Annotated in this window: 18 protein-coding genes; 2 read left to right on the plus strand and 16 right to left on the minus strand. The window is 63.1% G+C overall.

What is annotated here, in order from left to right; translation table 11 throughout:
• Position 1: 1 nt before the first annotated feature.
• From ACX12D_RS08795 to ACX12D_RS08805, 3 genes are all read right to left on the minus strand, one after another.
• Positions 2-337, minus strand: coding sequence for a DUF883 family protein (locus ACX12D_RS08795; RefSeq protein ID WP_459373697.1), 336 nt, complete (start codon positions 335-337; stop codon positions 2-4).
• Positions 338-485: 148 nt separating this feature from the next.
• Positions 486-1,262 carry a COG4705 family protein gene (locus ACX12D_RS08800; protein ID WP_459373698.1) on the minus strand — a complete coding sequence of 259 codons (777 nt, stop codon included), beginning with the start codon at positions 1,260-1,262 and terminating at the stop codon, positions 486-488.
• Between the two features lie 215 nt (positions 1,263-1,477).
• Entirely contained in the window at positions 1,478-1,969 is a 492-nt protein-coding gene (locus ACX12D_RS08805) for an NAD(P)H-dependent oxidoreductase (protein ID WP_459373699.1), read from the minus strand.
• A gap of 383 nt (positions 1,970-2,352) precedes the next feature.
• Here ACX12D_RS08805 and ACX12D_RS08810 point away from each other — a divergent pair, with 383 nt between their 5' ends.
• Positions 2,353-3,030, plus strand: a complete 678-nt coding sequence (locus ACX12D_RS08810) for an isochorismatase family protein (protein WP_459373975.1) — start codon at positions 2,353-2,355, stop codon at positions 3,028-3,030.
• Positions 3,031-3,331: 301 nt separating this feature from the next.
• Here the strand turns inward: ACX12D_RS08810 and ACX12D_RS08815 are convergent, their stop codons facing one another.
• The 8 genes from ACX12D_RS08815 to ACX12D_RS08850 form a co-directional block, all read right to left on the minus strand.
• Positions 3,332-4,681 (minus strand): amidohydrolase, encoded by a 1,350-nt coding sequence (locus ACX12D_RS08815; protein ID WP_459373700.1) that lies wholly within the window; start codon positions 4,679-4,681, stop codon positions 3,332-3,334.
• Positions 4,682-4,870: 189 nt separating this feature from the next.
• On the minus strand, positions 4,871-8,065 hold the full coding sequence (locus ACX12D_RS08820; protein ID WP_459373701.1) for an autotransporter outer membrane beta-barrel domain-containing protein: 3,195 nt from the start codon (positions 8,063-8,065) through the stop codon (positions 4,871-4,873).
• Positions 8,066-8,446: 381 nt separating this feature from the next.
• The gene (locus tag ACX12D_RS08825; RefSeq protein ID WP_459373702.1) at positions 8,447-9,220 is read right to left on the minus strand and encodes a hypothetical protein; all 774 of its coding nucleotides are present in this window, start codon (positions 9,218-9,220) and stop codon (positions 8,447-8,449) included.
• Between the two features lie 720 nt (positions 9,221-9,940).
• Entirely contained in the window at positions 9,941-11,977 is a 2,037-nt protein-coding gene (locus ACX12D_RS08830; protein ID WP_459373703.1) for a filamentous hemagglutinin N-terminal domain-containing protein, read from the minus strand.
• Positions 11,978-12,337: 360 nt separating this feature from the next.
• On the minus strand, positions 12,338-14,023 hold the full coding sequence (locus ACX12D_RS08835) for a ShlB/FhaC/HecB family hemolysin secretion/activation protein (RefSeq protein ID WP_459373704.1): 1,686 nt from the start codon (positions 14,021-14,023) through the stop codon (positions 12,338-12,340).
• Positions 14,024-14,438: 415 nt separating this feature from the next.
• A complete protein-coding gene (locus ACX12D_RS08840; RefSeq protein ID WP_459373705.1) occupies positions 14,439-15,473 on the minus strand; it encodes a fimbrial protein in 1,035 nt (344 codons plus the stop codon).
• A 244-nt stretch (positions 15,474-15,717) separates the two neighbouring features.
• A complete protein-coding gene (locus ACX12D_RS08845) occupies positions 15,718-16,077 on the minus strand; it encodes a hypothetical protein (protein WP_459373706.1) in 360 nt (119 codons plus the stop codon).
• Positions 16,078-16,129: 52 nt separating this feature from the next.
• Positions 16,130-16,975, minus strand: coding sequence for a fimbrial protein (locus ACX12D_RS08850; protein WP_459373707.1), 846 nt, complete (start codon positions 16,973-16,975; stop codon positions 16,130-16,132).
• On the opposite strand from ACX12D_RS08850, the gene ACX12D_RS08855 reads away from it, so the two are divergent.
• On the plus strand, positions 16,974-17,468 hold the full coding sequence (locus ACX12D_RS08855; RefSeq protein WP_459373708.1) for a hypothetical protein: 495 nt from the start codon (positions 16,974-16,976) through the stop codon (positions 17,466-17,468). The genes ACX12D_RS08850 and ACX12D_RS08855 overlap by 2 nt on opposite strands.
• A 502-nt stretch (positions 17,469-17,970) precedes the next feature.
• On the opposite strand, the gene ACX12D_RS08860 is transcribed toward ACX12D_RS08855, so the two are convergent.
• The 5 genes from ACX12D_RS08860 to ACX12D_RS08880 form a co-directional block, all read right to left on the minus strand.
• Positions 17,971-19,011 carry a fimbrial protein gene (locus tag ACX12D_RS08860; RefSeq protein ID WP_459373709.1) on the minus strand — a complete coding sequence of 347 codons (1,041 nt, stop codon included), beginning with the start codon at positions 19,009-19,011 and terminating at the stop codon, positions 17,971-17,973.
• A gap of 321 nt (positions 19,012-19,332) precedes the next feature.
• Positions 19,333-21,972 (minus strand): fimbria/pilus outer membrane usher protein, encoded by a 2,640-nt coding sequence (locus ACX12D_RS08865; RefSeq protein WP_459373710.1) that lies wholly within the window; start codon positions 21,970-21,972, stop codon positions 19,333-19,335.
• Positions 21,973-22,158: 186 nt separating this feature from the next.
• Positions 22,159-22,938: a fimbria/pilus periplasmic chaperone gene (locus tag ACX12D_RS08870; RefSeq protein WP_459373711.1), complete on the minus strand. Its 780-nt coding sequence runs from the start codon at positions 22,936-22,938 to the stop codon at positions 22,159-22,161.
• Between the two features lie 121 nt (positions 22,939-23,059).
• Positions 23,060-23,611 carry a fimbrial protein gene (locus ACX12D_RS08875; protein WP_459373712.1) on the minus strand — a complete coding sequence of 184 codons (552 nt, stop codon included), beginning with the start codon at positions 23,609-23,611 and terminating at the stop codon, positions 23,060-23,062.
• Positions 23,612-23,845: 234 nt separating this feature from the next.
• A complete protein-coding gene (locus ACX12D_RS08880; protein ID WP_459373713.1) occupies positions 23,846-24,604 on the minus strand; it encodes a response regulator in 759 nt (252 codons plus the stop codon).
• Positions 24,605-25,005 lie beyond the last annotated feature (401 nt).

Consider the following 25,005-nt stretch of genomic DNA (forward strand, 5'->3'; position numbering starts at 1 on the left):
ATCAATCGCGGCGCGCGACCAACATGGCGACAAGCCCCCCGCATACGGCGGCAACCGCCGCGGCCGCGCCAAGCGCGCGCCATGGGTGCGCATGCACGTACGCTTCGCCCGCATCGGCCAGATCGCGCACCTGGCCGCGGCCTTGCGCCTGCAACTCGCGCAGGCGCAGCTGCAGCGCCTCCAGCCGCGCCTTGAACTGCTCGCGGGCCTGGCCGGCTTGCTCGCCGGTCAAGGCGGCAGCGTCGCGCAGCAATGCCTGCACATCGGCTAGCAGGACGTTGACATCGCGCTGTAGCGTGGCGCGGTGTACGGAAAATGCGGATCTGACGTCGTTCATGGCGCACTCCTGGCGGGTGGAAACGATCAAGCTACGGCGGGATGAAGCTAGGCCAAATACCACTATAGATACGGCACCGTCCCGGCGGTTGATCGACATCAAGCCGACGTCAAGCCGGCAGCAAGCAAGCGGATCCGGGGGCCAGCCGCTAGTGCCGGGCCCGGGCTGCGGCCCGCTGCGGCATCAGCAGCAGGCAAAGCGCCATGAAGCCCAGCAGCGCTGCCGAAGCACTGAAGCGACCCAGTGCCAGCCCGCCGGATTGCAGGGGTTTGTCGAGGAAGTCGCCCACCACCGCCCCGAGCGGGCGCGTCAGGATGAAGGCCGCCCAGAACAGCAGCGTGCGTGAGATCCGCGTGCGGTAGTAGGCCAGGGCTAGCAATGCCAGTAGCGAGCCGAAGATCGCCATGCCGCCCACGTAGCCCATCCCGGCCGTGTCGGCAGTCCAGTCTCCCAGCGCCGTGCCAAGCGTCTGCGAGAACATGATGGTGACCCAGTAGCACAGCTCGGCGCGCGGCGAATGCACGCTGTCGACCGAGACCGTGCCAAGCCAGCGATACCACAACGCCAGCGACAGCAGCAACAGCAGCGCCAGCAACGTGGATCCCCCGGCGTAGCCGATGCCAAGCGAGCGGTCCGCGAAGTCCGCCAGGGTCGTGCCGACCGTGGTGGTGGCCACGATGGTGGCCCAGTACAGCAGCGGCTGGAAGCGCCTGGCGCGCACCTGGGCGCAGACCACCACCAGGAACACCGCCGCAAAAATCGCAGTGCTGACCAGGTAGCCCAGTCCCATCGTCATGGACAGCGCATCGCCGCCGGTCTCTCCGAGCGTGGTCGCGGCGATCTTGATCAGCCAGAATGCCAGTGTGACTTCCGGCACTTTGCTGGCCGCTGCGGCGCTGGCCTCGTAGCTGGGGCGTGCTGTCATGTTGAACTCCTTCGACGTTAGGCTTGGCGCGGCGGACTCCTGCCACCGCAAGGATTGCCAGATACTAGTTCGTGCGGGATTAAGGCAGCATTAAGGCCGTGCTGCGGTGCAACAGGCGCAACAGGCGGGACGGAGGAAGAAAGTTGACTATCAGTCGCAGGCGCGTGGTGGCGGGAGGCTTATCGCGCCAAGCCCGAACGTGACGGGATTCGACGTCAAAAGACGCCAAGCGCAAGACCCGCCGCCAAGCCAGCGCCCAGCTCGGCACAGCGCGCCAGGTCCTCGGCGCCGATCTCCTTGGGTGCCAGAATGCGTTCGGGTGTCTGTGCATGGGTACAGACGATCAGGCCCGGCGCCACACACTTGAGCCGCCAGCCGGTAGCGATGCGTTCGACCTGACGCAGCGCGTTCTGCCCGTCGCTGCCGGCGCAGATCATGGCCGCGTACGGGCGGCCGTTCAAGCGGTCAAGCGCCGCGTAGTAGCAGCGATCAAAGAAGTCCTTCATCAGCCCGGACATCGCAGCCAGGTTCTCCGGCGTCGCGAACAGATAGCCGTCGGCCGCCAGCACATCGTCCGGACCGGTCTCGGCCGCCCGCTGCAGCCTGACCGCGACGTCAGGCTGCATACGCGCCGCGTCGGCTGCCGCCTCGGCCATCTGCTTTGTTCCCCCGGTCATCGTGTGGTAGACGATCAGCAGCGTCTTCATTGGTTCCTACTCGCCATCCGCCGGTACCCTGCGAACTCTATCACGCCCCAAACACCGGCTCGCCGACCCACATGGGGGCTGTGAATGCCAATTCCCTAGCTCAGGATCCGTCAGCGCTTGCACGAGAAGAGCGGCCCCATCGTTCTCGACATAGGACTCTGTCGCCCACTTTGGCAGTCTACCGGCCATGCCGCCTCACACCTATGCTCTAGCCGCGACGACACTTCGTGATGATCAGCCAGCAAGACATCTTCCAGGCCTATGCCGACTTCAACAGTAGGCGCTTTGGTCAGATGGTTAAGTCGTTCCTGTTCTGCCGGCACATGGTGGCAGAACATTCAAAACTTGGTGCAGATGCACCTTCACCCCCAAGGAGAAGCACGATGAGCACACCTGCTAACTTCAATGGCCAGCGCCCGATTATTGACCCCAGCGATTCGGCCATGCTGCTGATCGACCATCAGAGCGGTTTGTTCCAGACGGTGGGCGATATGCCCATGCCTGAACTGCGCGCCCGTGCCGCAGCCTTGGCAAGGATGGCTACGCTTTCCAAGCTGCCGGTCATCACCACGGCCTCCGTGCCGCAAGGGCCCAATGGTCCGTTGATCCCGGAGATTCACGAAAACGCGCCGCACGCCCAGTATGTCGCCCGCAAAGGCGAAATCAATGCTTGGGACAATCCGGATTTCGTGGCGGCGGTGAAGGCCACCGGCCGCAAGACGCTGATCATCGCGGGCACCATTACGAGCGTGTGCATGGCCTTTCCCTCGATTAGCGCTGCCGCGGATGGCTACAGGGTTTTCGCCGTAGTCGATGCGTCTGGCACGTACTCGAAGATGGCTCAAGAGATTACGCTTGCCCGTGTTGTACAGGCTGGTGTGGTACCGATGGACACTGCCGCGGTCGCCTCAGAACTGCAGAAGACCTGGCACAGGGATGATGCCATGCAGTGGGCCGAGATCTATACCAAGATCTTCCCGGCGTACCAGTTGCTGATCGAGAGCTACACCAAGGCCCAGAACGTGCTGAAGGACAGCGAGGTGCTGGACTCGGCGCGCTGATGCTTCGCGCCGCCTGTCTTTCGTCATGCTTAGATCTGTCTTCTCCGTCGTCCTGATTTCCAGTGAGGTGACCTGGAGGACTACGCGGCGGCAGTTGTCAATGAAGGCATCGCGGCCCTGACGTTCGATTTCCGGCGGCTGGGCCGCAGCGGCGGGCAGCCCCGGCAAGAGATCGGTCCTGCCTGGCAGATCGAGGATGTCCGCGCGACGATCTCCTACGTGCGCAGCCGGGCCGAGCTCGAGCCCGAGGCGCCGGTCGCCTATCAGGAGGCCGACAGGAACATCGCACGGCGAAGCGCATTCAGGGTGCCGCAAGCAGGCTAAGCACGGCCAGGCTCATGGCGGTGACACCGGTCTTGATCGACGGCTCGGGCACCGGGGCGAAGTAGGGCGAGTGATTGAACACCAGGGGCTTGCCGCCGCTCTTGCTTGCGGCCGAGACGTCTTCAGGGTCAAGCACTCCCACAAGGAAGAACATCGAAGGCACCCCCTCGCCGCCGTATTCCGCGAAATCCTCGCTGGTCGTGAGCGGCAGCGTACGGGCCACCTTGTCCTTGCCCAGGCCCGTCTGCAGCGCGGCCTCGACGCGTGCGACCACAGTCTCGCTGTTCACCACACCGAGGCCATTGTCCGTAATCGTGATCTCCGGCTCGGGGGCAGCGGCCGCGCTTGCCGATGCCTGCGCAACGCGCCGCACCCCGTCGACAAGCAGTGCCCGGACCCCGGAATCATAAGCGCGGATTGTGCCTCGCAAGACCGCGCTGTCGGGAATGATGTTGCCCGAGCTTCCTGCCTGGAGCGCGCCGACGGTGATCACGCCGAATGCCATCGGATCTTTTTCCCGGCTCGTAACGGCCTGCACATCCGTGACGAATCGCGCGGCAATGATGATCGGGTCCAGCGCCTTGTTGGGTGCGGAGCCGTGTCCGCCACGGCCTTTGAAGAGGATCTCGAATGCGCTGGCGGCAGACGTCATCGGGCCCACGCTGTAACTGACCGTGCCGTAAGGCCGGGGATCCGTGTGCAAGGCGAGCGCCGTGTCAGGCTTGGGAAAGCGCGTGAACAGTCCGTCGGCCAGCATGGCCCTGGCGCCGGCGCCGATCTCTTCGGCCGGCTGCGCCACGAACATCAAGGTGCCGCGCCACTGGCCTTTCATGGCGACCAGGGCACGCGCGGCGCCTACCCAGGTCGCCATGTGCAAGTCGTGGCCGCAACTATGCGCAACGAAGCTCTCGCGCCCGTTCCACGTGGTGACTGTCTTGCTAGCATAGGGCAGCGAGGTCTTCTCTTCCATGGGGAGGCCATCCATGTCGGTGCGCACCATGATGGTTGGGCCCGGGCCGTTGCGGTACAGGGCCACCACGCCAGTCTTTCCCACATTCTCGGTCACCTCGAACCCGAGCGTGCGCATCTCCCTGGCGAGCCGCGATGCCGTGCGGGTCTCGGCGAATGCAAGCTCGGGGTGCGCGTGCAGATCCTTGTACAAGGCGTCCAGCTCGGGATACATGGTTGCCACCAGGCCGCTCAGCTGGGTGGCCCGCCCGTCGTCAAGCTCGCTGGGTTGTGCCGACGTTGCGGCACCGGCATTGACGGCGGCAAGCAGCAGGGCGGCGGCCGCCGCACGGCGAGCCAGCGCGCGTTTTTGTTGCACTATGTTTTGCAATTTTCCTTGCGCTTTTTCCTGCATTTGGGATTCTCCTTTCTTCCTGATGTCAGAGTCGGGGATACGAAACCTCACGAAACCTCACGAAGCCTCACAAAACCACGCGCAGCCATAGGCAACCGCGCGTTGGCGTCCTGATTCGATATGGGCGGCTTGGGCCTGGGTGCGGGGCTGTGGTCACCAGCTGTACCTGTAGCCCATGCTGACCGCCCACGGCTTGTCCAGCCTGGTGCCGCTTGCGTACCCGTAGTCGGCGTACAGGTGGTGGTTCGTGCCCAGTGACGCGGCAACGCCCACGCCCAGCTCGGCAAGGCTGCCGGAGAGATCGGTCCGGGTAGCCACGCCGTTGGTGCGTACCGTGCTCCTGCCGTCGAGTTCCTGCGACAGGCTCAGCTTGACGTAGGGCTGCACGGCGTTGCCATTGGCCAATGCAATGCGGCGGCCGAGCAGGGAGCCAACGCGCAAGCGCATCGAATTGCCGCTGCCGGCATCAACCTGCAGGCCGTTGCTGGCGCGGTAGCTGGCGCCGCTGGCGCGCAGCAGCGACAGCTCCACCTGAGGCTCGATGAACCAGCCGACGCCGAACGGCATCTGGCGGCCGGCTTCCACCGACACGCCGATGGCGTTCTGGTGCGAATCGGCCTTCACCGACTGGCCGTCGGTCGCCACCACCGCGAAGTTCTGCTGGATGCTGTTAGCCTTGAACACACTGTCGACGTACCAGCCGGCATCAGCCAGCCAGGTGGCATAGCCGCCGAGGTGGTAACTATCGGCGCCGCCCGTGCCTTTGTCACGAAAGCGACGGTCGGTCGAGCTGTATCCGGTCATGCCGCCGACATACCAGCGCCCGCCTTCGACCGGCAGGTACTTGTCGGCGCCGACCTCCAGGCCGCCCACGGTCTGCTCGAACGAGCGGCCGCCGCGGTTGTCGAGCTTCTGGCGCTCGCCGAAACCCCGCACCCAGACGCCACCTTCGTTCTTGCCCTGGCGCAACTCGCCCAAGCGCTTGGCCAGCGTGCCCTTTTCGGCATACCAGATCGCGTGCGCGGTGCTGGCGCTGGACGTATTGATCGCGGCGTTGGCGGCCGTGGACAGGTCGCTGGGGCCGGGTGGCGCAATCTGGGACAGGTCCGGCGGCGTCACCGCTTCCGGCGACAGCTCGCTGTTATTGACGAGGCTCCAGTCGGTGGGGCGCCCGCCCACCGTGTCGCTGGATTTCAGCGCGTAGCGATAGGTGCCGGCATCTACCAATTGATCGCGGTTGGCGAGCACGAAAGAACCCGGGCCGCCCTCGCTCTGAATGATCCTCAGGGACCCGCCCCCGGCCAGCGGCTCGGCGCCGCTGTTGGCGACCAGCACGCGGTGGTTGCCCGCCACGGTACCGGCGATGCGCAGCAGGTCGCCCTGGCCGGCGCCCAGGTCGGTGCGCATTTCGAACAGGCCGCCGCCGCTGAGGTTGCCGGTCACGTCCAGCACCTTGAACGCGCTGCCCGGGGTGGCGAATGACACCGTGCCGGCATTGTCCAGGCGCGCCACCGTCGAGTTGCCGCGCACGCGCCAGGTGCTGCTGTCGTCGATGCTCATCGTATCCACCGTCCGCCCGGCGTTGTTGAGCAGGGCGCCGGTCAGCACGGAGTGGTCGCGCAGGGTCACGCTGGCCGACCCGCTGTCGAGCACCACGTCACCCTCCAGGTGGCTGCGCTGCGCGTTGAGCTGCACATGGCGTGCGGCAACCACATCGCCGCCCGGCGAGGAGGGGTGCCGTTCGTCCACGTACAACAAGGCGCCATCGCCGCTGCTGGATCTGCCGATGATCGTGGTGTCGACCAGGTTAGCGACGAGGCCGCTGCCTTCGACCGAGATGCCATTGCCGTTCTCGGTCTCGATATGGCTGTTGCGGATCGATATCGCGTTGTCGACGCCGGGCGTGTTCGAGTAGGCCAGGATGCCATTGGCGCCTGTGCCGCCGGTGCGTATGTCGACGCCGTCCAGGCTGGCCTGCGCGCCCTGGTTGCCCATCATCAGCCCGTGGGAGCCGGCGCCAGCGGTGCGCACGATGGTACCTGTTGCGTCCAGGCGCGCGCCGTTGGCGAGCATGCCGTAGGCAGTGTGGCCGTGGGTGGTGACCGAGCCACCTTCCAGCTCGACGTTGGACCCGGACAGGCGCGAGACCACACCGATGGCAGCGTTGCCGAAGGTCTCGATAGCGACGCCGCGCGCGGTGGTCGTCGCGCTGCTGCCGCTGCCGCTATAGAGTTCGGAGACGTAGATGCCGTGCCCGCTTTCGCCACGCGTCGTGATCGAGCCGCCGTCCATGGTGACTGTGCCCGCCCGGTTTTCCACGCCCACGCCTTTTTCCCCGGTCATCTTGATGGAGACGTCCTTGGTCACCACAACGCTCTCGCTCGGAACCCGGATGCCAGCGACGTTCGAACCATTGCTGCTGATCTGCACGCGTTCCAGCCTGGCACGGACGCCATCAGCGTTTGCGTCGATGCCGGAACCCGTCTCGGCATGCACCACCACATCGCGCAAATCGGCTTCGGACGGGGTGAATTCCGCTCCGCCGGCCCTGGTGAGATACACGCCGTCGCGATACGCGTCGATGGTGCCATTGGAGAACGAGACGCTGCCGCCGGACGCGTGAATGCCGGTGCCGCGGACCGAGACGATGTCGGTGTTGGTTGCGGTCACGGTACCACGGTCGACACTGATGCCTTTGCCGCCCCATTGCGTGGTGGCAGTGGCATTGAGCTTTGCCTGATCCAGGACGACGCTGGCACCATCCGCCGCGTGGACTGCCGAGGCGCCCTCGCCAAGGACGGTGATTTGCGTTTTGTGGGCGGTAATCATGGCGTCCGTGCCCGCCGCGTTCAGGCCATGGGCTTCGCTACCCTGGGTGGAAACCGAGCCCCCGGTCATCTCGACGCGCCCGCCGTCGATGGCTTGCACGCCGTGGGAGTATTGACCCTCGGTCTTTATCCGCGTGTCGTTCAGGGTTGCCTTGCTGCCCGCATCGCGAACGACCAAGGCATTGGCATCGAAGCTGCCCAGTGCGGTGATGTTGCTGTCGGACAGTGCCAGTGTGCCGCCGGCGCTGACGGTGACGCCCCGCGCGCTGGCGCTCGTGCCTGCGATGCCGGACTGGATGCTTACGCCGTTGCCCGAGAGGGCATTGTTGGCGCCACGGATATTGACCGCTGCGCCGGCGTCCGCATGCGTGACCGTGTCACCGGGCATGAGCACACGGGTTTCCCCATCGGGTGTGGAAAGATCGATGCCGGGGTAAGCCGTTGCTGCCGTGGCCAGCGGAATGACCGGGAACAGCACCATCAGGATGGCGATGGAAATTGGAGTCGGTTGCAGTTTCATGGCGGAGTGCCTGGCCTATTCCGCCACAGGCCAAATGCACCGGATCTCGATCCGCTACTGAAAATAATGACGTATGTGGAGGCGTTGACGGGTAGCGTTGGGAGTGATTGAACAGCAGGCCATTCTAAATACGCATTCGCCAGATTTGAATCAGACAAGTACGAAAAGCATGGTGCTCAACGACACAGCGCGGCCTCCAGGCACGGGGCATTGCTTAACCGACAGAGAAATCGAAAGCGAAATCGAAGCGGGCGCTTGGAAAAGCCGATGTCGGGATGCTGGCCGGGAGCGACGCGCGTTTCGCTTGGTTCGCGGCGAGTCTCTCTGCCACGGCGACCGGGATCGAGCCGATGAAATCGGCTCGCGTGGAAGGCGGCAGCCTTACTCGTCAATCAGCCGGGGGTGCTCATGCAACGTGATATGCGAGTCGGGCGGCAGATAGGCCACGGCGCTCGGGCGCGAGCTGGCATCGTATGCCGGCACAGCCAACCTGTAGCCGGCGCTATAGCCCGGGTGATCGTCAGCGCTATCGCCCGCGTCATAGGCAGCCGGCGCCCTGGCGCTGCGCGCGGCCGTTTGCCTGGCAGGAACCGGCGCGGCATACGCGTGCCCGCGGGCTACGGCGTACTGGACCGGAGCGGCGATGGGGCTGGTGCTTGCGTGGGTGGCTGTGCTGTTGGCTGTGTTGCTGGTTGCGCTGGGGCTTGCGTTCTCCGCCTGCAAAGGGGCGGGCAGAGGAGCCGCGGGCGCGGGCGAGCCAACCGCGGCCGCCACGGCTTCGGGCTGCTCGGCCACCGCGGCCTGCAGCCCGGCATCCGGCGCGGACGATCGCTCAGGCGGGGACACGGGCGAGGGCACAGGCATGGACACCGGCTTGAATGCGGGCAAGGGCGCGGGCAAGGGCGCAGGCGCGGGGCCCGTCAACCAGGTCGCCACCAGCCACGCCGCCACCGCCGCCGTGCCACAGCCCACCGCGCCGGCGGCCAGCCCGCGCAGCCGCTCGCGGCGCAATGCCCGCATCTGGGTGGGGCGCGTGGCGGCAAGATGGACTTTAACGGCCTCGGCACGGTACGCAGCGAGCGTATCGCGTATATCGAAGCGCGTGCCCCATGGTGGCGGCACATCGAGTTGGGAAGGAATAACGGAATTAGACAAGGCTTACCTCCGAAGCGCAAAAGCGACGCAACGCTGCCGGCCTATCCGGGCGAAGCTGATCAGTGGAACGATATTAGCATCGCTAACATGAGATGAAAATCGGACAAATCCGATTCTGCATCACGGCAGGATCGGCTCTTGATTTCCTCCTTTTTGGCGTCAATGCGCGCCTGGACTGAGGAGAAAGGCAATCGCACTGGCTTGATCAATTCGGACTTATCCGATTACGAGCGCCATAAAAATCAGACTTATCCGATTTCCTGCACCGTGAAATCTCGTTAGACTTTTGTTTGTCGGCATACCCCTATGTGTCGATGATCTACCTTTGCAGAGTGGGTGACCCCCTCCAACCCGCAATCGCGCCCCAGGCTGTTATCCCCGTGACAGTCTGGGTTTTTTTGCTGGCGCCGCGAAGGTCAGCCAAGTCAACGGTCGCATCGAAGCATGCCGACCTGCTTCGGCTCTTGGCCACAACGCAGCGGATGCCTGCGTGCATGCCATTTCTGAATTTCTGAATTCCTCAATCTCTGAATTTCTGATCGAGATCCGACGAGGGCGCGGCAGAAGGTCGCCGCCCTGAGCGGCAGCGTTCGAATGAACGGGCAGCAAGGCTGACATGCGATCTGCCCCGAAAGGCGGGCGTCGTGTCGGCGCCCGCCTTGCCTTGGGTCATCCGTGCCGCGTCATGCGGCGGATGCCTTCAGCACCTCTTTGCGCACCTCAATACCAGCGCGTGTTCCAGCTGACGGGCGTCGCTGGCCACCAGGGGTTAGCGACCGGCGCCGGCGCGGCCCACTGCTGCGCAGGTGCGGTCCACTGTTGCGCAGGCGCGGAGGCCCACTGCTGCGTAGGCGCGGTCCACTGCTGCGCAGGCCAGACCTGCTGGACGGGCCACTGCTGTGCGGGCCAGACCTGCTGAGCGGACCACTGCTGCTGTCCGGGCCAGACCTGTGCCGGCAAGACCTGCGCGGGCTTGGCTTGCTCCACCGGCTTGGCTTGCTCGACAGGCTTCGCCGGCTCCACAGGCTTGGCTTGCTCCACGGGCTTGACCTGCTCCACAGGCTTCGCCGGCTCCACGGGCTTGGCCGGCTCCACAGGCTTGGCCGGCTCCACAGGCTTGACCTGCGCCACCACCTGGGCCTGCTCGATGGTCCCGGCGTTGGAGTAGATCATCGACTGCACCTTCACCTTGCCCTCTTTGGCGGACAAACTGTTGACGTTGGTGAACGTGAGGCTGGAGAAGTCGAGGTTGCCGTGCTCGCTGGACAGCGTGCCTTCGTTCCTGGCGGTCGTGGTATTGACCGAAAGGTCCCGGCTCGCGGTGATCTTGCCGGCGTTCGTGAACGTCGTCGCCTTCACCTTGGTGGTGCCAGTCGCGCTAGCGAGCGTACCCTTGTTATTGGTGGCGGTGGCATCTACGTTGAGGTTCCCGGCGTTGGTGCGGATCACGCCATCGTTGATCAGGGTTGCGCTCTTGACCGAAAGATCCTGCTCCGATTCGATCGTGCCGTCGGCGCTATTGCCCATGGTGGACGTATTGGCCGTGAGCGCGCCGCCGGCCTTGATGGTCTTCTTGTTCTGCAGCGTGGCCGTGTTCAGCGTGACGTTGCCGTCCGAGGCGATGGTCCCGTCATTGATCAGCACCGCCGACTTGACCGAGACGCCGGATTTGCCGCTGATGGCACCGGCATTGTCCACGCTGTTCGAACGGATATCGGTGGCGCCCGCCGCCAGCAGTTGCGCGCCGGACTGTACGCTGATCTTGTCCTCGGTGGCCTTCTCGGCTACGACGAAGCCGGGCGCGACTTCGGTGTTGACCGTCTCGCCGCTGGCCTTGTCGTCGCTGACCTTCTCACCGCTGACCTTCTCACCGTTCTGGTCCGGCGTCGTGATGACCAGGCCGGTCTTCTCGATCTTCAGGTCACCCGTGAGCGCCTGCACCTTGCCCGCGATGTTCACGCCGGCGCCACCTTCGGTGCTTCGCAACGAAATGGCGTTCGCGTACATGCCGCCAAGCGCGGCCACGTCGATCGCGTGCACGGGCACGTGATCGGTCCCCTTGGTTTCCACGGCATCGATACGGTCGCCGTCATAGGCGATATCGTTGCGGCCCGCCACGGCGCGGATCAGGTCCTTGGCACGGACCGCCGCGTCGATCTTCATGGAACGCGACAGCAGGTCCACCTTGTCCACCGTGCTGGCATCGAAGCCCCTGCCGGTGATGGCGATGTCGCCGCCATCCACCACGAAGCCGGACACGGAGCCGCCGCTGGTCAGCGTCGGGGTGCCCGTGGTCAGCGTGACGCGGGAGGCGTTCAGCACGCTGCCGCCATCGACGGAGATGCCGTTCGGGTTGGCGACGATCAGCGCGGCGCGCTGCCCGGCAATTTCCGTGGCGCCGTTCAACATGGTGCGGGAGCTGCCGACCACCTCGTTCAGGATGACGCTGGCGGCGCCATTGGCGAGCGCGGCATTGCCCGCGACGTTGCCGCCGATCTGCGTGGCAGCGCCGTTGGCGCTGTTGTTGAGCACCAGGCCATTGGCGCCCACGTTGTAGTTCTGGAACTGGTTGTGCGATACGCCGGCGGCGTTTGGCGCGTTGATCTGCACGAGCGGCACACCATTGGCGGTCGCGCCGATTGCCGGGCCACCAGGTGCCGCGCTGATCTGTGCGGAAGCGATGGAGGCGTGAAGTGCCGGGACGGCCAGCAACAGGGCGCGCAGCAGGGTGCTGCAGCTGGGCGGGCGGGCAATCATGGATGTCTTTTTCATCATTTGGGCCATGGTAAGTAGAGTGAGAGACGGCAGGCCGCCGGCATACGGAGATCCGTGCCGATTGGGGGCGGGCATGCCGGGTCAGGGTGCTGGAGATTCAGTGATGGCTGTGGTTGGCTTCCTCCGTCAGGTTGTGGATCAATGCAATTTCGGTTCGTCCGGTTTTGGCGTGGGTCGATGCATCGCTGGGCTAAATCCAGCGCTGTCGCGGCTCCCCTCTCCCATTTCATGGGAGAGGGGAGCAAAACAGCGTTCTGCTTCCGGCAACGCGTGCTCGCATGCAGTACCCACACGAAACACGACACGCAACACGCAACACCCGAAACCCGGACGAACCCAATATCAAAGCTTCATCGATAGCTGCACGGCCACCGTCACCCGGGCGGCCTCGAACCCGGCCGGCTTGGCCACCGGCATGCCGACCGACACGTCGTAGCCAACCTTGCCGTACGCGCCCCGGATCCCGAGCGCCGCGCCAACGAGCGTTCGCCCGGCGAGTTCGCGCGTCACGCTGCCGCCCACGGCGCCCGCGTCGGCCGCGGCATAGGCTTCCTGCCCGGTGTTTCCGATCGCCAGCGCGACTTCATTGCGCAGCACCCATCCGCTTTGCCCCACCAGGGTGCGCGAGCCATCGAAGCCGCGCACGCTGTACCGGCTGCCGATCGAGAGCATTTCGGTTGCTGGAATCGCATTGGGCGCAGCCTGCGCATTCATGCTGGCGCGATAGCCCAGCCGTTGCCGGCCGACAGAGAAGGGCACGTCGACGCCAGCGTTGGCGCTGAGGATGCTGTAGCGGCCGTTCCATTGCGTTCTGCCGCTTACATAGCCGCTGTTGGCCGACCACGCGGGAATGCTCCCGCGCAGGCTAAGGCCGCCGGTGAACGTCATGCGGCGCGCGCGTTGATAGTGGGCGTAGCTGAGCGTGTAGCTGGTGATGTCGCGCGTCTGCACGCCGATCGGCCATTCGCCAAGCCGGACGTCGTCCGAGCGCCGCGACAGCTTGGCGCGCACCGTGCCCTTCATGGTGCCGGTGCGGTAAGCCACGTGGCTGGCGCCCACCTCGAACGTGCGCGTGCGGCCCGTGTAGGGCAGGTTGCCGGCGGTCGTGGCGATCGTCTGCAGAAAATCATACTGGTTCGCGCCCAGCCAGAAAGAGCCATAGCCATACGGCACCGTCCATTGCAGGCCCATCGCGCGCGATCCCACGGTATGGTTGCGCAAGTGCGCGTCGTTGTTGTAGGTGGCGATGAGCTGGTCGTACAGTCCCAGGGGCGAGTCGACCACCAGCACGCCGCCGAGCTGGTTCTTGCCTGTCGCGTCGATGCCGGAGTTGTCGGCGGTGACGACGGCGCGCCAGCGGCGCACCGCTGGCGCATGGTGAATGGCGAGATCGGTCTGGCCAAATTCCTTGCCGGGCTCCATCACCATCCGTACCGATGCGTCGCCGGCCACGGTGCGGATGTTCTCCAGCGTCTGGTCGAGATCGCGCAGATTGAGCACGTCGCCCTCGGCCATCGGCATCGCCATCTGGCGGCGGCCCGGCGCATCGCCGGTCTCGGCGATGCTGCCGATGCGCCCTGGCACAAGCTCGATCTCCAGCTTGCCGGCGCGCAAGTCTTGCTGGCCGATCAGCACCTGTGTGGTGACATAGCCGCGCTCGATGAGCAGGTAGCGCAGATGGTCGCGCAGGCGCGTGATGCCCTCGGACCCGACGCACACGTCCTGTACCTGGACGGCGCGCACCAGCCATGCGAACGCCTCGGCGTTCTTCCATTCAAGCTGCGAGATATGGAAGCAGGGCGACTCCGCAGGAAAGACGAGTGTCGCGTGCGCGGACGCCTCGCCGCCCGACAGCACCGGCGCCGCGGACGAGGCGCGCGTCAGCGCCTCGTCGACCTGCTGCGCCTGGCGGCGTGTCGTTTCTGTGGTCCCGGCAGCCGCATGTGGCGTCAGTGACTGTGCGGTGGCCGCGGGGGACCGAAGCAGGAGCAGCGCCACTGCGCCGCCGATCATACGGATGGATTTCATGCTGCCCATGCTGCGCGCGTTGCCTGGAACGCAGGCGCAGGTTTGTTGCGGAAACGCTAGCCCGCCAATGCCTGAGCCGCTTGATGGGCCAGGGTGGCAGTCGCTGTGTGTTGCGTTTGGTGTCTTGTGCCGCGCGTGCGGGTCGTGCATCGCGCGTCGCTGCTGTCGTTAGCGAAGTGACAAGATTCTGAGTGTCTTGGGCAGGGAAGACAATCGGACAAGTTTGAAAATGCGGCGGAATTTGCAAGAAAACCCGGCGCGGCAGGCGATGCGTGCTGCCGCATCGCCGGGTGAGGGCGGCGGCAGCGGGGGCGGCAGGGCAGACCGGGCCGAAAGCGGTTGATGCCGGTTAATGCCGGTTGAGGCCGGTTGAGGCCGGTTGAGGCCGGTTGAGGCCGGTTGAGGCCGGTGGATGTTACTGATACGAAAACGTGATCGTGCTGAGCGCGCTCATGGCACCCGGCTTGATCGTTTCCTCCGTCTTGATATAGCGCGCTTCGAAGGGCACCGAGATCACACTGCCAGATGCCGCCGATGTACCGACCAGCCACTGATTCTTATTGCCCTTGGCCGATGAATCCGGCCCAAAATTCAACGGACTGGTCGTACCCTTCTTCATTATTTGAATACCCAAGCCAGTTGCCGTCGAATTCTTCGCCAGGCTAAGGATATTGCCGGTATTGGCGGGATTGGTTGCATCCGTCAAGGTTGCATAGACACTGACGCCCGCATCGCATTTGAGTCCCAACGAAAACGGCGCCGACTTGGCGGCAGAGACATCTCCTACCGCTTTCAGGCTATACGTCACCAACTGCGGCATGACCACCGTGTTGGTCGCGCCGGACGTGATCGTGCATGCTCTTGCCGTAACGGTGATGCTCAATGCAGGTATACCTATCGACAGTCGATTCGACACGACAGTTCCATTCAGCATGGCGCCTAGGGTCGAGGTGGTTTGAGCCGGGACACGATAGTTTCCCGTTGGGACAGACCCCGTTACGACGAGCGTCGCTTGCTGGTGGTAACCCCAACCGCCAGAGCCATATGGCCCGGCCGGAAACACAGTTGGCCCAGCCCCAATAGGCACCCATGACTCGTTTTGATTTCTTGTTTCCAGTGCGTAACCTATGCCGGGAATTCCGGTTTCAAATACAGCCGCGCGGCCGTTTTTTCCCTGATACGTCACACCCGGAACCACTCTGCCGAGCGGCGTTACGACGATTTGATCGATCTGGCAGCTGGCCATTTCGATTGATGCAACATATGCGCTTCCGGCAGTCGATGACGGAAACTGAATCCCTGGGGCCAACGAATCTCGAATATGGCTGATCGTGGTCGGAAGCGCCGGCGACGGAGTAAGACGCTGATTTACCGTACAACCAGCAAACGCTGATTCAGACACAAACATGACGCCCAGGATTAGAGCGCTCGAAGTAATTTTAAATAGCATAAGAAGTCCATTTACCATATACGTGTCGGATCCATCAAAGTTCCCAATGCCATCCGAACGCCGCAATGCACCATCGGGTGCATGTTCCCATCTCTGCCTGGGCTAGATGCCCGCGTTGGTGTCACATCCCGTGCGACGCAGCGGCACGACTCGACACGGTCGGCGCATCGTCGTACGCACGGCAGATCGAGGCTCTGGGGCGGCGCCTGCTTCGCCGTGCGTTTGCGCACCGGCAGCGAATACATTAGCAAGGCAGCGGGCCGGTGTGATTAAGCTGGCGATAGGCAAATTGCAGGCTCCAGGGCGCGTAGACGTAGTGCAGCGCTCGCCCCACGGCTGTGCTGGCGGCTCGCGGGCGGCCCGCATCGCGCACCTTATCGCCCGGCTCGTCGCCCAGCTCCATCGCGACAAGGACCAAGAGCGCCGCCTTGACGTCGGAGTAACGGTCGCGTGGCAAGAGCCTGGCCGCGATGGTCTGGGCCATGTCCTGCTGTTGCGGCGGCAGGCTTGCTAGGGATGCGGTAGCCAGCGCGCAGTATCCGCTGCCCTTCGAGGCAAGCTGCCATAACTGCCATTTTCTCGGGGAATTCATCTTCATCTTCATTGGAGAGTCCTTATGTCTTCAAGTCGTTGTCAACGGAGCGGCAGGGCTGACGCTATTGATACGAGAACGTGATCGTGCTGCGCGCGCTAACCGAGCCTGGCTTGATGGTCGGCTCGGTCTTCACATATTTTGCGTCCATGGGAATGTTGAAGGTGTCGCCCGACGCCGACGAGCGGCCGACATACCATTGGTTGGTGTTTCCCTTTGCCGACGAATCCGGACCGAGCGCCAGCGGCTTGGTTTCGCCAGACCGGAACATTTGAATGCCCACGCCGGCTGCGGTGGAATTGCCGGCTAGCGTCAGCGTATTGCTGGTATTGGCGGGGGCCGAGGCGTCCGTGACTGTCGCGTACAACCGCACGTTGGCGTCGCACTTCACCGCGATGGAGAAGGATGCCGATGCATCCGACACCGCGCCGACCGCCTTCAGGCTATGGGATAGCAAGGTGGGCAACACCACGGCATTGGTCGCTCCGGATGTCACCTTGCATCCACTTGTCGCCACGTTGAGCGTCCCTGAGCCGATAAAGAGGGCATTCTTGGGAAAGCTGGTGCCATCTCCAAGGGTCGCCGTCAGGGTGGACAGCGTCTGTCTTGACAGGGTGTAATTGCCCGCCACAAGGCGTCCTGTTGCAACCAGGCTAACCCGATGGTAGACAGTCAGCGCCCTCGAAGCGCCGGAAAATATCTCCGTTATCCCGGGCTTGACCGCGTTCCATGGGCCGTTGTATTGAAAACTCCAGCCAAAGGCATAACCGATTCCGGGTACGTTTGTTTCATAGACAGGATAAGTCTGGCCCCCATCCGTATAGGTTACCCCGCTGACCACTTGCCCAAGCGGCTCAATCGTTAAATTCTGGAGATCCTTCTGGGCGCACTGGGAAGTGTAGTCGTACATGATGACGTATCCTGAAACAGGGCTCGTCGATGGAAATAGCATTCCCGGCAGGAGGTTGTCAGCCGAACCGCTGAGGGTGGCCGGTAAAGCCATGCTGAGTGCGCTGGTAGTTTGTATGCCACAACCGGCATTGGCTATCGCCGGGAACATGGTCACCAATGGCAAAAGCCATTTCAACAACCGCTTCGCGCGCGCATACGATCCAGCGATGCGCATTAGTGTTCCCGGATCACTCATCCCGTTTCCCCTATATTCTTTTCATCTCATCGATTTTGCGTTGCTCAAACGTTGCTCAAACGTTGCTCAAACGTTGCTCAAACGTTGCGCGGCGTCCCGCGCGTCCTATCCTTTTTTTCCAGCGACGCACTTGCATGGCCTTGCGGCGGCAAGCGGTGCTCCTCTGATCAAGTCAGGGTTTCCTGCGCCGCTCGAAAAGCCAGCGCATCCCTTTCAAGCACCGTCACCGGTTGGCGTCATGGATACGAGAACGTGATCGTGCTGCGCGCTAACCGTGCCTGGCTTGATGGTCGCTTCGGTCTTCACATATGTTGCTGCCAGGGGGGTGGGCAACACGACGGCATGGGTGCTCCGGATGTCGCCTTGCATCCACGCGTCGTCACCTTGATCGTCCCTGGGGCTGAAAGATGGATGGGTTCTTCAGTGCGCTGCTTACCGTCTGCATCCCGCGGCCTTGCGACGGCCATAGGCCGAAGCGGCATGGTGCAGGTGCCAGCGACAAGGCGTCCTGAAGCAACAAGGATATCGAGATTGCACGTCGTTTAAAATAGGACGAGTACTAAAATGCGTGCCATCGGCGAGGCTACGCTTCGTCGTTGGCGCATCGAGGGCGGGTCGATGCCGCCGGCGGGCAAGGCGCCCTCGATCGGTGGGTTTTCAAGGAGACATTAAGGCATTGTGGGCGGCAGGGTGGTCGGACACCAGGGCGGTAAGGCGGGACCGTTGGCAGAGCCACCATCAACGGCCGCTTGCCGTGATCACTGGTAATTCATCGTGAACGTGGCGAGAGCATCCACCACTCCCGGTGTCACGTGCGCTGCGGTCTGGTAGTACCGTGCCTTGAGCGGGATCGTCACCGCGGTATTGCCGTACTCGCCAATGAACCACTGATTTTGATTGTTGCTCTGGGAGGAATCGGCGCCAAACCAGACCAGGCTATCGTTGGCGCGAAGAATCTGAATGCCGATGCCGGTCGCCTTGGACTTCGACGACAGGGACAGCAAGGTGGATCGATTCGACGGCTCGCTGGCGTCCGTCATCGTCATATACATCCGCGTGGCCGTGCCTTGCGAGCCGCCCGAGCACTGCAGCCGGATCTCGAACGGCCGGCTTTCGGTCTTCGGGCCAACGGCGGTGAGTGTGTAGATCGAAAGCGAGCCGAGCGGCACGGTCACGGAAGGCGTGGTCACCCTGCATGTCGGCACCGTCGGCCTGATGGGAAGCGAGCCGGTGATGAAGATGCGCCGGATTACCTGGTTCTGTTGATCGACCAGCGTCGTTGTGCCGATTTCGCCAGTCAGTAACCCCGCCGCTGTAATCCGGCCGGTTTTGACCAGTTCCACGGTGAAGCCGCCGCCGCCGCCGAATTCGATCCTGTTTTTCTCCCAGCTGGATTTTTGTGGCCACCACTGGTCGACGTTAACGCCGCCTTTGATGCGCACACCGATACCATTAACCGACGTGGCATAGGTGCTAAAGGCCCCCACGGGCCCCTTCCCCTCATAGCTGCCTGTGCCCAGATTGCCAGGACAGCTGATCCAGCTGCCTTTTCCCGTTGCTTGCCCCGAACGGGAAAAGATAACCGTCCCGTCGGGAACGTTAGGATCAAACGCGTCGGAGTCCCAAGCGGGAAGATCGACCCTCAGGTAGTCGCCGCCGGATTCGATCGTACAAGGCCCCGCCTGCGCCGCCGAAAAATGAAAAAATAGGAAACTGGCTGCTGCGAAGCCAAGCAGGGCCTTGCGGCGGGAAACGGTGCGTTTCTTGTGATCCATGTCTGGATCGTTCGGGTTACTCATCTTGTTTGCTCCTGTTCTCTGTCGCAGATTCTGAAGTGCTCAAGCGCTGCATGTCCGGTCCGTTTCTTAGGTGCATCCGATTTTCGTGTGGGTCGATGCATCGCTGGGCTGAATCCACCGCTGCCGTAGCTCGCAGGGGTGGGGGAGAGGGCGGGCCTGCGCAAGAGCGAGGCGCATCACGTTGAGCGAGCGCCCGCCCTCTCCCCCGGCTCCTCTGCCGTTTCGTGGGAGAGGGGAGCAAACCGGCGTTTTGCCAGGCGCTTTGTTGACCGCCACTTGCATCCGCGTGCGGTACCCCTACGAAAGTCCGAAGCCTCGTTTTTAGCGACGCGGCTGATTCGATGCGTAGTTCGGACGAGACGCGCCATCCGCGCAGGCTGCGTCGATGCGCTGCAGCGGTTGCAGCCCTGCTTTTTTCTTTCGCTCCGGCAGGGTGTAGGGGACGTGGCATACCGACGATTCGTCCTTGCCCCACCTGACGGTGAGTTCGCCCTGCGACTCCAGGCCGCGCGCGAAGATCTTGCCCATCTGGCCGACGGAGCCGACTTCCTTGCCTTTCTCGTTGACCACGGTGGCGCCAAACGGGAGCGGCTTGCCATTCGGCCGGCGGGGCTGGATCAGCGCGGAGCGTCCGGACTCGGTGGCAAATTTCAGCATCGGGACGGATCCCGCCAGCGGCGCCACGCGCTGGCTCGTTTCCTTGAGTTCCACATCGGTCGACAAGCCCTTCGGGTCCAGCTCGACCATATTCATGTTGAACGGCGTGAGATACGGCACGATCGCGTAGCCCCGGCTATCGATCCGCACGCCCGACGCGTTCGTCACGCGCGCGCCTTCCGCGCCAGGTGCTTCGACAATCGCAAACGTTTCCGAAAGCGGCTGGGACAGCGTGACGCCGCCCGGATGCGCCACCATGGCGCCGCGTGCGGACACGGAGGCCTGCTGGTAATCCGCGCCGCCGCTGACGCTGGCGCTGAGTTCGCCATTCGGGGCGCGATACATCACGTTGGCGCCGCCATTGGTCGTCGCACTGCCGTTGCCGCTCGCGTGATTGGCGTTCAGGCCGTAGGAGAAATTGTTGTCCACCCCGGCCGCGCCGGAGACCGACGTTTGCAGCTGGGTGCGCCCGGCGGTATCGTGCAGCATGTTCCCGGTCATCGTCACCGGCGCCTTGCGGCCCAGCGGAATCGTCAGGCCGACGTAGTACAGCGTGCTCATCTGCCCGCCCGAGTTGCGCTGGCGGGTGGCGGATACGCTGTAGCCAAGATTCTTGTAGGCGTTGCTGTAGCCCACCGAATAGCTGACGTCCGAGCCGCTGCGGTTCCAGTACGTTGCCGTGGATGCGGTGGCATTGATGTTGCCGCCGCGCTCGCCGAGCCGCTGGTTGAGCGTGAGCGAGGCGCGATTGCGTTGCCGGTAGACCGTGTCGATGGACAGCCCGCGCTCGGCCTGCTCGCGGGCGAGCATGGCGTCGTTGAGCCCGAAGTAGCCGGCCGTCGAATAGCGGTAAGCCGCGATCGAGACGTTGGTGCCGGTCGCCACCACGTTCTTTGCATAGCTCACCCGCACGCTGGAGCCGTCGAAGCGCTTCACGCCCGGGATCGAGGTGCGGGCCTGCGTGATGTCGCCCCCGAGCGCGCCGTAGGAGGTATTGAGCACACCGCCGGCCATCACGGACACATAGCCTTCGGCCACGGTAATACCGCCGTAGCCGGTCAGCAGGTTGGTGAAGCCGTGCTGCCAGGTGCCCTGGGTGAAGAGCGGGTTCTTCGAGCTTTGCTGATTGCGCACGGCGCCCGCCACCACGCTGTAGCGGCTGGTGCCGGGGCGCAGCGACAGCGGCACGGCCGCATACGGCACGGTGAACGAATGCACGGAACCGTCCGCTTCCGTGACGGCAACCTGCAGGTCGCCGCCGTAGCCGGTAGGGTAGAGGTCGTCGATTTCGAACGCACCCGGCGCCACCGTGGTTTCGTAGAGCTTGACGCCGTTCTGCGAGATCGAGACTTTTGCGTTGCTGTTGGCCACGCCGCGCACCACCGGCGCGTAGCCGCGCAGCGAATCCGGCAGCATCCGGTCGTCCGTGGAGATGCGCACCCCGCGGAACTGGGTGGAATCGAACAGGTCGCCGGAGGTGTAGGACTCGCCGATGACGAGCTGCGACGACAACGACGGCAGGCTCCGTTGCAAATACGTGGCAACGTTCTGGTACTTCTGGCGGCCCTTGTCATCCAGGCTGTACGAGCCGTCGTGACGGAAATGCCAGCTTCCCAGGTTGGCGCCCACGTTCAGGCCCAGGTATCCCTGGGTCTGCGCGGCGCTGCCCTGGCTCTTGGTGCTGTAGACGTTGGCGTTGTAGCCGAGCATGCCGACGGGGACGCCGGCATCCCACTGGTCGGGGCTGACGTATCCGCGTGCGTTGCGCACCAGCGAAATCTGCGGAATGCTGAGATTGAGTCGCTGCTCGCCGAAGTCGAAACTGGAGCTGGCGTCCGGAATGGCTTGCCCGAGGCGCACGCAGGCATCCGGATCGGCGAAGGAGGCCTTCACATGGTGAGGCAGCTTGCCGAGATTGACCCCGGCCTGCTTCAGCAGCGCTTCGTTGAAGCAGGGCTGGGCATCCGCCGTGCCGGGCACGGCCTTGAACGGCACGCTGGCGCGCCCCACCCAGTTCTGGTCGACATAGATATCGACGCTGTACGTGCCAGGCGGGACGATATTGCTGCGCTGGAACTTCGAGAGATCCACGGTGCCGCCGCTGTTGTTGAGAAAACCGCTCTCGAACTCAAGTGGCTTGGACTGGATCTGCGCGATCTGAAACGCCTCCGGCGTCTCCGGCGTGCTACCGTCCGCGTTCGCATTGCTCTGCCAGCCGGCCAGGCTGGTCAGCAGCAATGCGCATATTGGCCGCAACTGCGGCATGTGGCCAATATCGGAATTCGGACGCTGAATCGGCGGCATGGAAAACACTCCGGAAGTAGATCATCAGGCGAGCATGGATCGGACCACGCCATCGGCTCTACGGTCCGACCTTGCCGCCCGACATTGATGCGTGGCGCACGGATGCGCGACGCTTACTTGTGTGAGATTTCTGTTGAGCCAGCAGTGAAGCTGGTCAGGACGCGCTAACCGCGCTGGCCGGCCAGGCTAGTGGCGTGGGTCCATGGCGACGGGCACTTGCGCATTCTTGTTGCCGCCCCAATCGTCGATGCTGCTGAACTCGACCGTCGCATCCGCGGCTGGCGCCGATTCCAGGCCCTTGACCGGAAAAGTCTGCGACCCACCGGGGGGCACATAGCCCATGCCTGCATCGAAGGTCTTGCCACCCATCTTCAGCTGGACACTGCCGAGGCTGACGACATAGGGGCTTGGGTTGACGGTCTTCAGGACATACTCGTTAGCTTGCGGGTCCCTGGCGATGTGCCACTTGAGCAGTGCTGGGGCTTCCTCGGCTTTACCCGGCAGTCCGGCCGGCCGGTACATCAGCTTGATCCGTGTGCGAAAGGCAACCTGGAGACGGTTGCGTTCGTCTTCGGCGGTTGGCTTCGGGGGGACGTCCAGCACGTTGAGCCAGAACAGCGATTCCTTGTCGGTCGGCAACGGCTCGTTCGTATAGATGATGCGCAGGGTCTGGCCTTTGCCGGGCTCGACGCGGAACATGGTCGGCGTGAGCGTGAACGGCACGTCGATCTTGTCCGGGGAATCGTTTTCGTTCCCGGTATCGATCCAGGTCTGGACCAGGGAGGGGATGCGGCCATCATTGGTGACCTTGATGGTCATCTCGCGCTCTTCCGCGGGAAAGACGACGCGCGTGCCTGACACGACGACGGCTGCGGCGGCCGTTGTCGCGATCGATGCGGACACGATCGATGCGGAAACAATCGCCATCGCCCTCGATAACTTCGACTTCGGAATGCTGAGTGTCATATAAGTATCCTTTGCGTTGTTACCTCCTGTCGCAAGCCGCTGGCCGGGGCCGGCCAGACGGCTTGCAAGCTCGTACGTCAATCCCCGGAGATCAGAGATTCGTCCTCGCGCGTTCCCGCGCTTACGGGTACATCAGGGTGTATTGCACGAACGAGTTCGCGGTACCCCCGGTTGCCACGCCGGTTGCCGTGTATTCGGCGGCGTAGCTCATCTTTGCGACACCGGTCGTGCCATCGATGGCCACGATCTGCGAGTTCTGGTCGCCGCTGGCAGCGCCTACCTTGATCGGCATGGACTGATCGTTCAGGATGCCGATTTCCACGTTGGTCGCGGCGTCGGCGCCTTGCAGCTTCAGGCGGCCCGTGTCGGCGTTGACGCTGGTGCCCGGTTCGAAGGAAACGGAGACCTTGGTGGGCGCATCCTTGGAGACGGCGCAACCCGTCAGCGAGAGCACGAAGGGCGTACGGCCGGCGGTGGCGCCTGCCTTGGCCAGCGTGCTGGTGCTCACGCGCGGCAGCGCCACGGCCAGGTCGTTGGTGCCGGCGTTGATCTTGCAGGTGGAAGCGATCACGCTGCCGGTGAAGTTGATCGTGCCGTCAGCAGCTTGTGCCGAGCCAGCTGCGGTCATCAGGCCAGCCGTTGCGAGGGTGATTGCCAGAATTTTCGTTTTCATTTTTCAGTTTCCTCTAGGAGGTTGTTAAAAGTAAGTTGCAAGGGTTGCCTGATATGCATGGCCACTCAGCAATATCGCGAGCGAATGGCCTTGCATTCATGCAAGGGTCGAGGCTGCACACTCTTTCATGAGTGATTACCTCGCTACTGAGTGCCTCACAGCCGGTACTGTGGGCGACCCGGTATCAGGGAAGCCAGCCAGAAGATGGCGGGGTGCCGCTGCGAATGCGGTTCATCAATGCTGGCTATGACTAATGTCATTGCCATACTTGATGAGATCAACATTGCTCTTTATTCCGAGCTTTCGCATGGCGCTCATCTTTTGGCAGCTGATTGTCTGCTTGCCCTTCTTGAGGAGGACTGCGATTTCACCGACGGTCAGGCCCGATATATAGAGGCGCATCACCTCGGTTTCACGGGCCGTGAGCGGTTGTGACCGATCGATGCTGGACTGCAGGCAAGCTAGCGCCAGGCGGACCCGTGGAGAAATATATTCCCCGCCGGAAGCACTAACATGAATGGCAGTGATTACCTCTGTTGCATCATCATGCCGACTCACGATGGCGGAAACGCCAAGGGCTAAAACGGACTTGATGATGGCGGGCTGCTTGTACCTGGTCAGTACAGCAATCTTTGTATTCGGGTAAAGACGGCGGAGGCGGGATAGATAAGACAGCCCATCTCCGGATTCTCCTCCCCGAATGGAGTAGTTGGTTACAATAACGTCGCAACTGATTTCGGATAAAGTACTGAAGAGTTCAACTGACGATTCACACGACGCCAGGATGTTTATCGTGGAAATTGAATTTAGTGCGCATTTCAAGCCATCCAGTATCAATGGAGTGTCGTCGGCTATCACCACGTTTATATTTAACTTACGCATATTAACCATGGCCCCTTTGTTTGCTGATTGTGTCTGGTTATCCCCTATAGCGATGTTGGCGTGTGGAGTTGCAATATGTGTATCTTCCCCGATTCTTGGTCCCAGATACATAGGACATGTACGAAATTTTCAGGACTTAATAGGACAAGTCCTAATTTTTACAATTGTTGACACTTTTTCATCCCCAGGGTCGCAGGCCGGAATTCCATCAATCCTTCATCTGCGCCCCGGCGTCTCCGGCGATGTCAGGGCGCGCTGTGCCGCGGGTTTCCGGGCGTCGGTCCGTGTTGCGGGCGCTACATAACAGGGCGCAGGTGGCTGTCATGGCGGGCTTGCGTTTCGCTGTGCCCTTGGGGCTGGCGCTGGATCGAGGCGCAAGGATGGCTGGCAGGGCAGTCGCGGCGAAGCGTTCAGGGTGGTTCATGAGGCAAACCTTGTTGCGGCTGATGAGAGCCGGGAGGCGGTCAGGAAAGGCTGGGCGTGCGGCTGCTCATGCAGAAGCCACCGCGAGA

The organism is Cupriavidus sp. PET2-C1, from assembly GCF_054515855.1.

What these genes read in the sequence shown, in the direction of transcription:
- ACX12D_RS08840 (WP_459373705.1), bottom strand. Translation starts at nt 15,473, where the DNA reads ATGCTATTTAAAATTACTTCGAGCGCTCTAATCCTGGGCGTCATGTTT.
- ACX12D_RS08835 (WP_459373704.1), bottom strand. Translation starts at nt 14,023, where the DNA reads ATGAAATCCATCCGTATGATCGGCGGCGCAGTGGCGCTGCTCCTGCTT.
- ACX12D_RS08850 (WP_459373707.1), bottom strand. Translation starts at nt 16,975, where the DNA reads ATGTACGACTACACTTCCCAGTGCGCCCAGAAGGATCTCCAGAATTTA.
- ACX12D_RS08865 (WP_459373710.1), bottom strand. Translation starts at nt 21,972, where the DNA reads ATGCCGCCGATTCAGCGTCCGAATTCCGATATTGGCCACATGCCGCAG.
- ACX12D_RS08860 (WP_459373709.1), bottom strand. Translation starts at nt 19,011, where the DNA reads ATGAGTAACCCGAACGATCCAGACATGGATCACAAGAAACGCACCGTT.
- ACX12D_RS08870 (WP_459373711.1), bottom strand. Translation starts at nt 22,938, where the DNA reads ATGACACTCAGCATTCCGAAGTCGAAGTTATCGAGGGCGATGGCGATT.
- ACX12D_RS08795 (WP_459373697.1), bottom strand. Translation starts at nt 337, where the DNA reads ATGAACGACGTCAGATCCGCATTTTCCGTACACCGCGCCACGCTACAG.
- ACX12D_RS08855 (WP_459373708.1), top strand. Translation starts at nt 16,974, where the DNA reads ATGATGACGTATCCTGAAACAGGGCTCGTCGATGGAAATAGCATTCCC.
- ACX12D_RS08810 (WP_459373975.1), top strand. Translation starts at nt 2,353, where the DNA reads ATGAGCACACCTGCTAACTTCAATGGCCAGCGCCCGATTATTGACCCC.
- ACX12D_RS08880 (WP_459373713.1), bottom strand. Translation starts at nt 24,604, where the DNA reads ATGTATCTGGGACCAAGAATCGGGGAAGATACACATATTGCAACTCCA.
- ACX12D_RS08820 (WP_459373701.1), bottom strand. Translation starts at nt 8,065, where the DNA reads ATGAAACTGCAACCGACTCCAATTTCCATCGCCATCCTGATGGTGCTG.
- ACX12D_RS08800 (WP_459373698.1), bottom strand. Translation starts at nt 1,262, where the DNA reads ATGACAGCACGCCCCAGCTACGAGGCCAGCGCCGCAGCGGCCAGCAAA.
- ACX12D_RS08830 (WP_459373703.1), bottom strand. Translation starts at nt 11,977, where the DNA reads ATGATTGCCCGCCCGCCCAGCTGCAGCACCCTGCTGCGCGCCCTGTTG.
- ACX12D_RS08875 (WP_459373712.1), bottom strand. Translation starts at nt 23,611, where the DNA reads ATGAAAACGAAAATTCTGGCAATCACCCTCGCAACGGCTGGCCTGATG.
- ACX12D_RS08805 (WP_459373699.1), bottom strand. Translation starts at nt 1,969, where the DNA reads ATGAAGACGCTGCTGATCGTCTACCACACGATGACCGGGGGAACAAAG.
- ACX12D_RS08845 (WP_459373706.1), bottom strand. Translation starts at nt 16,077, where the DNA reads ATGAAGATGAAGATGAATTCCCCGAGAAAATGGCAGTTATGGCAGCTT.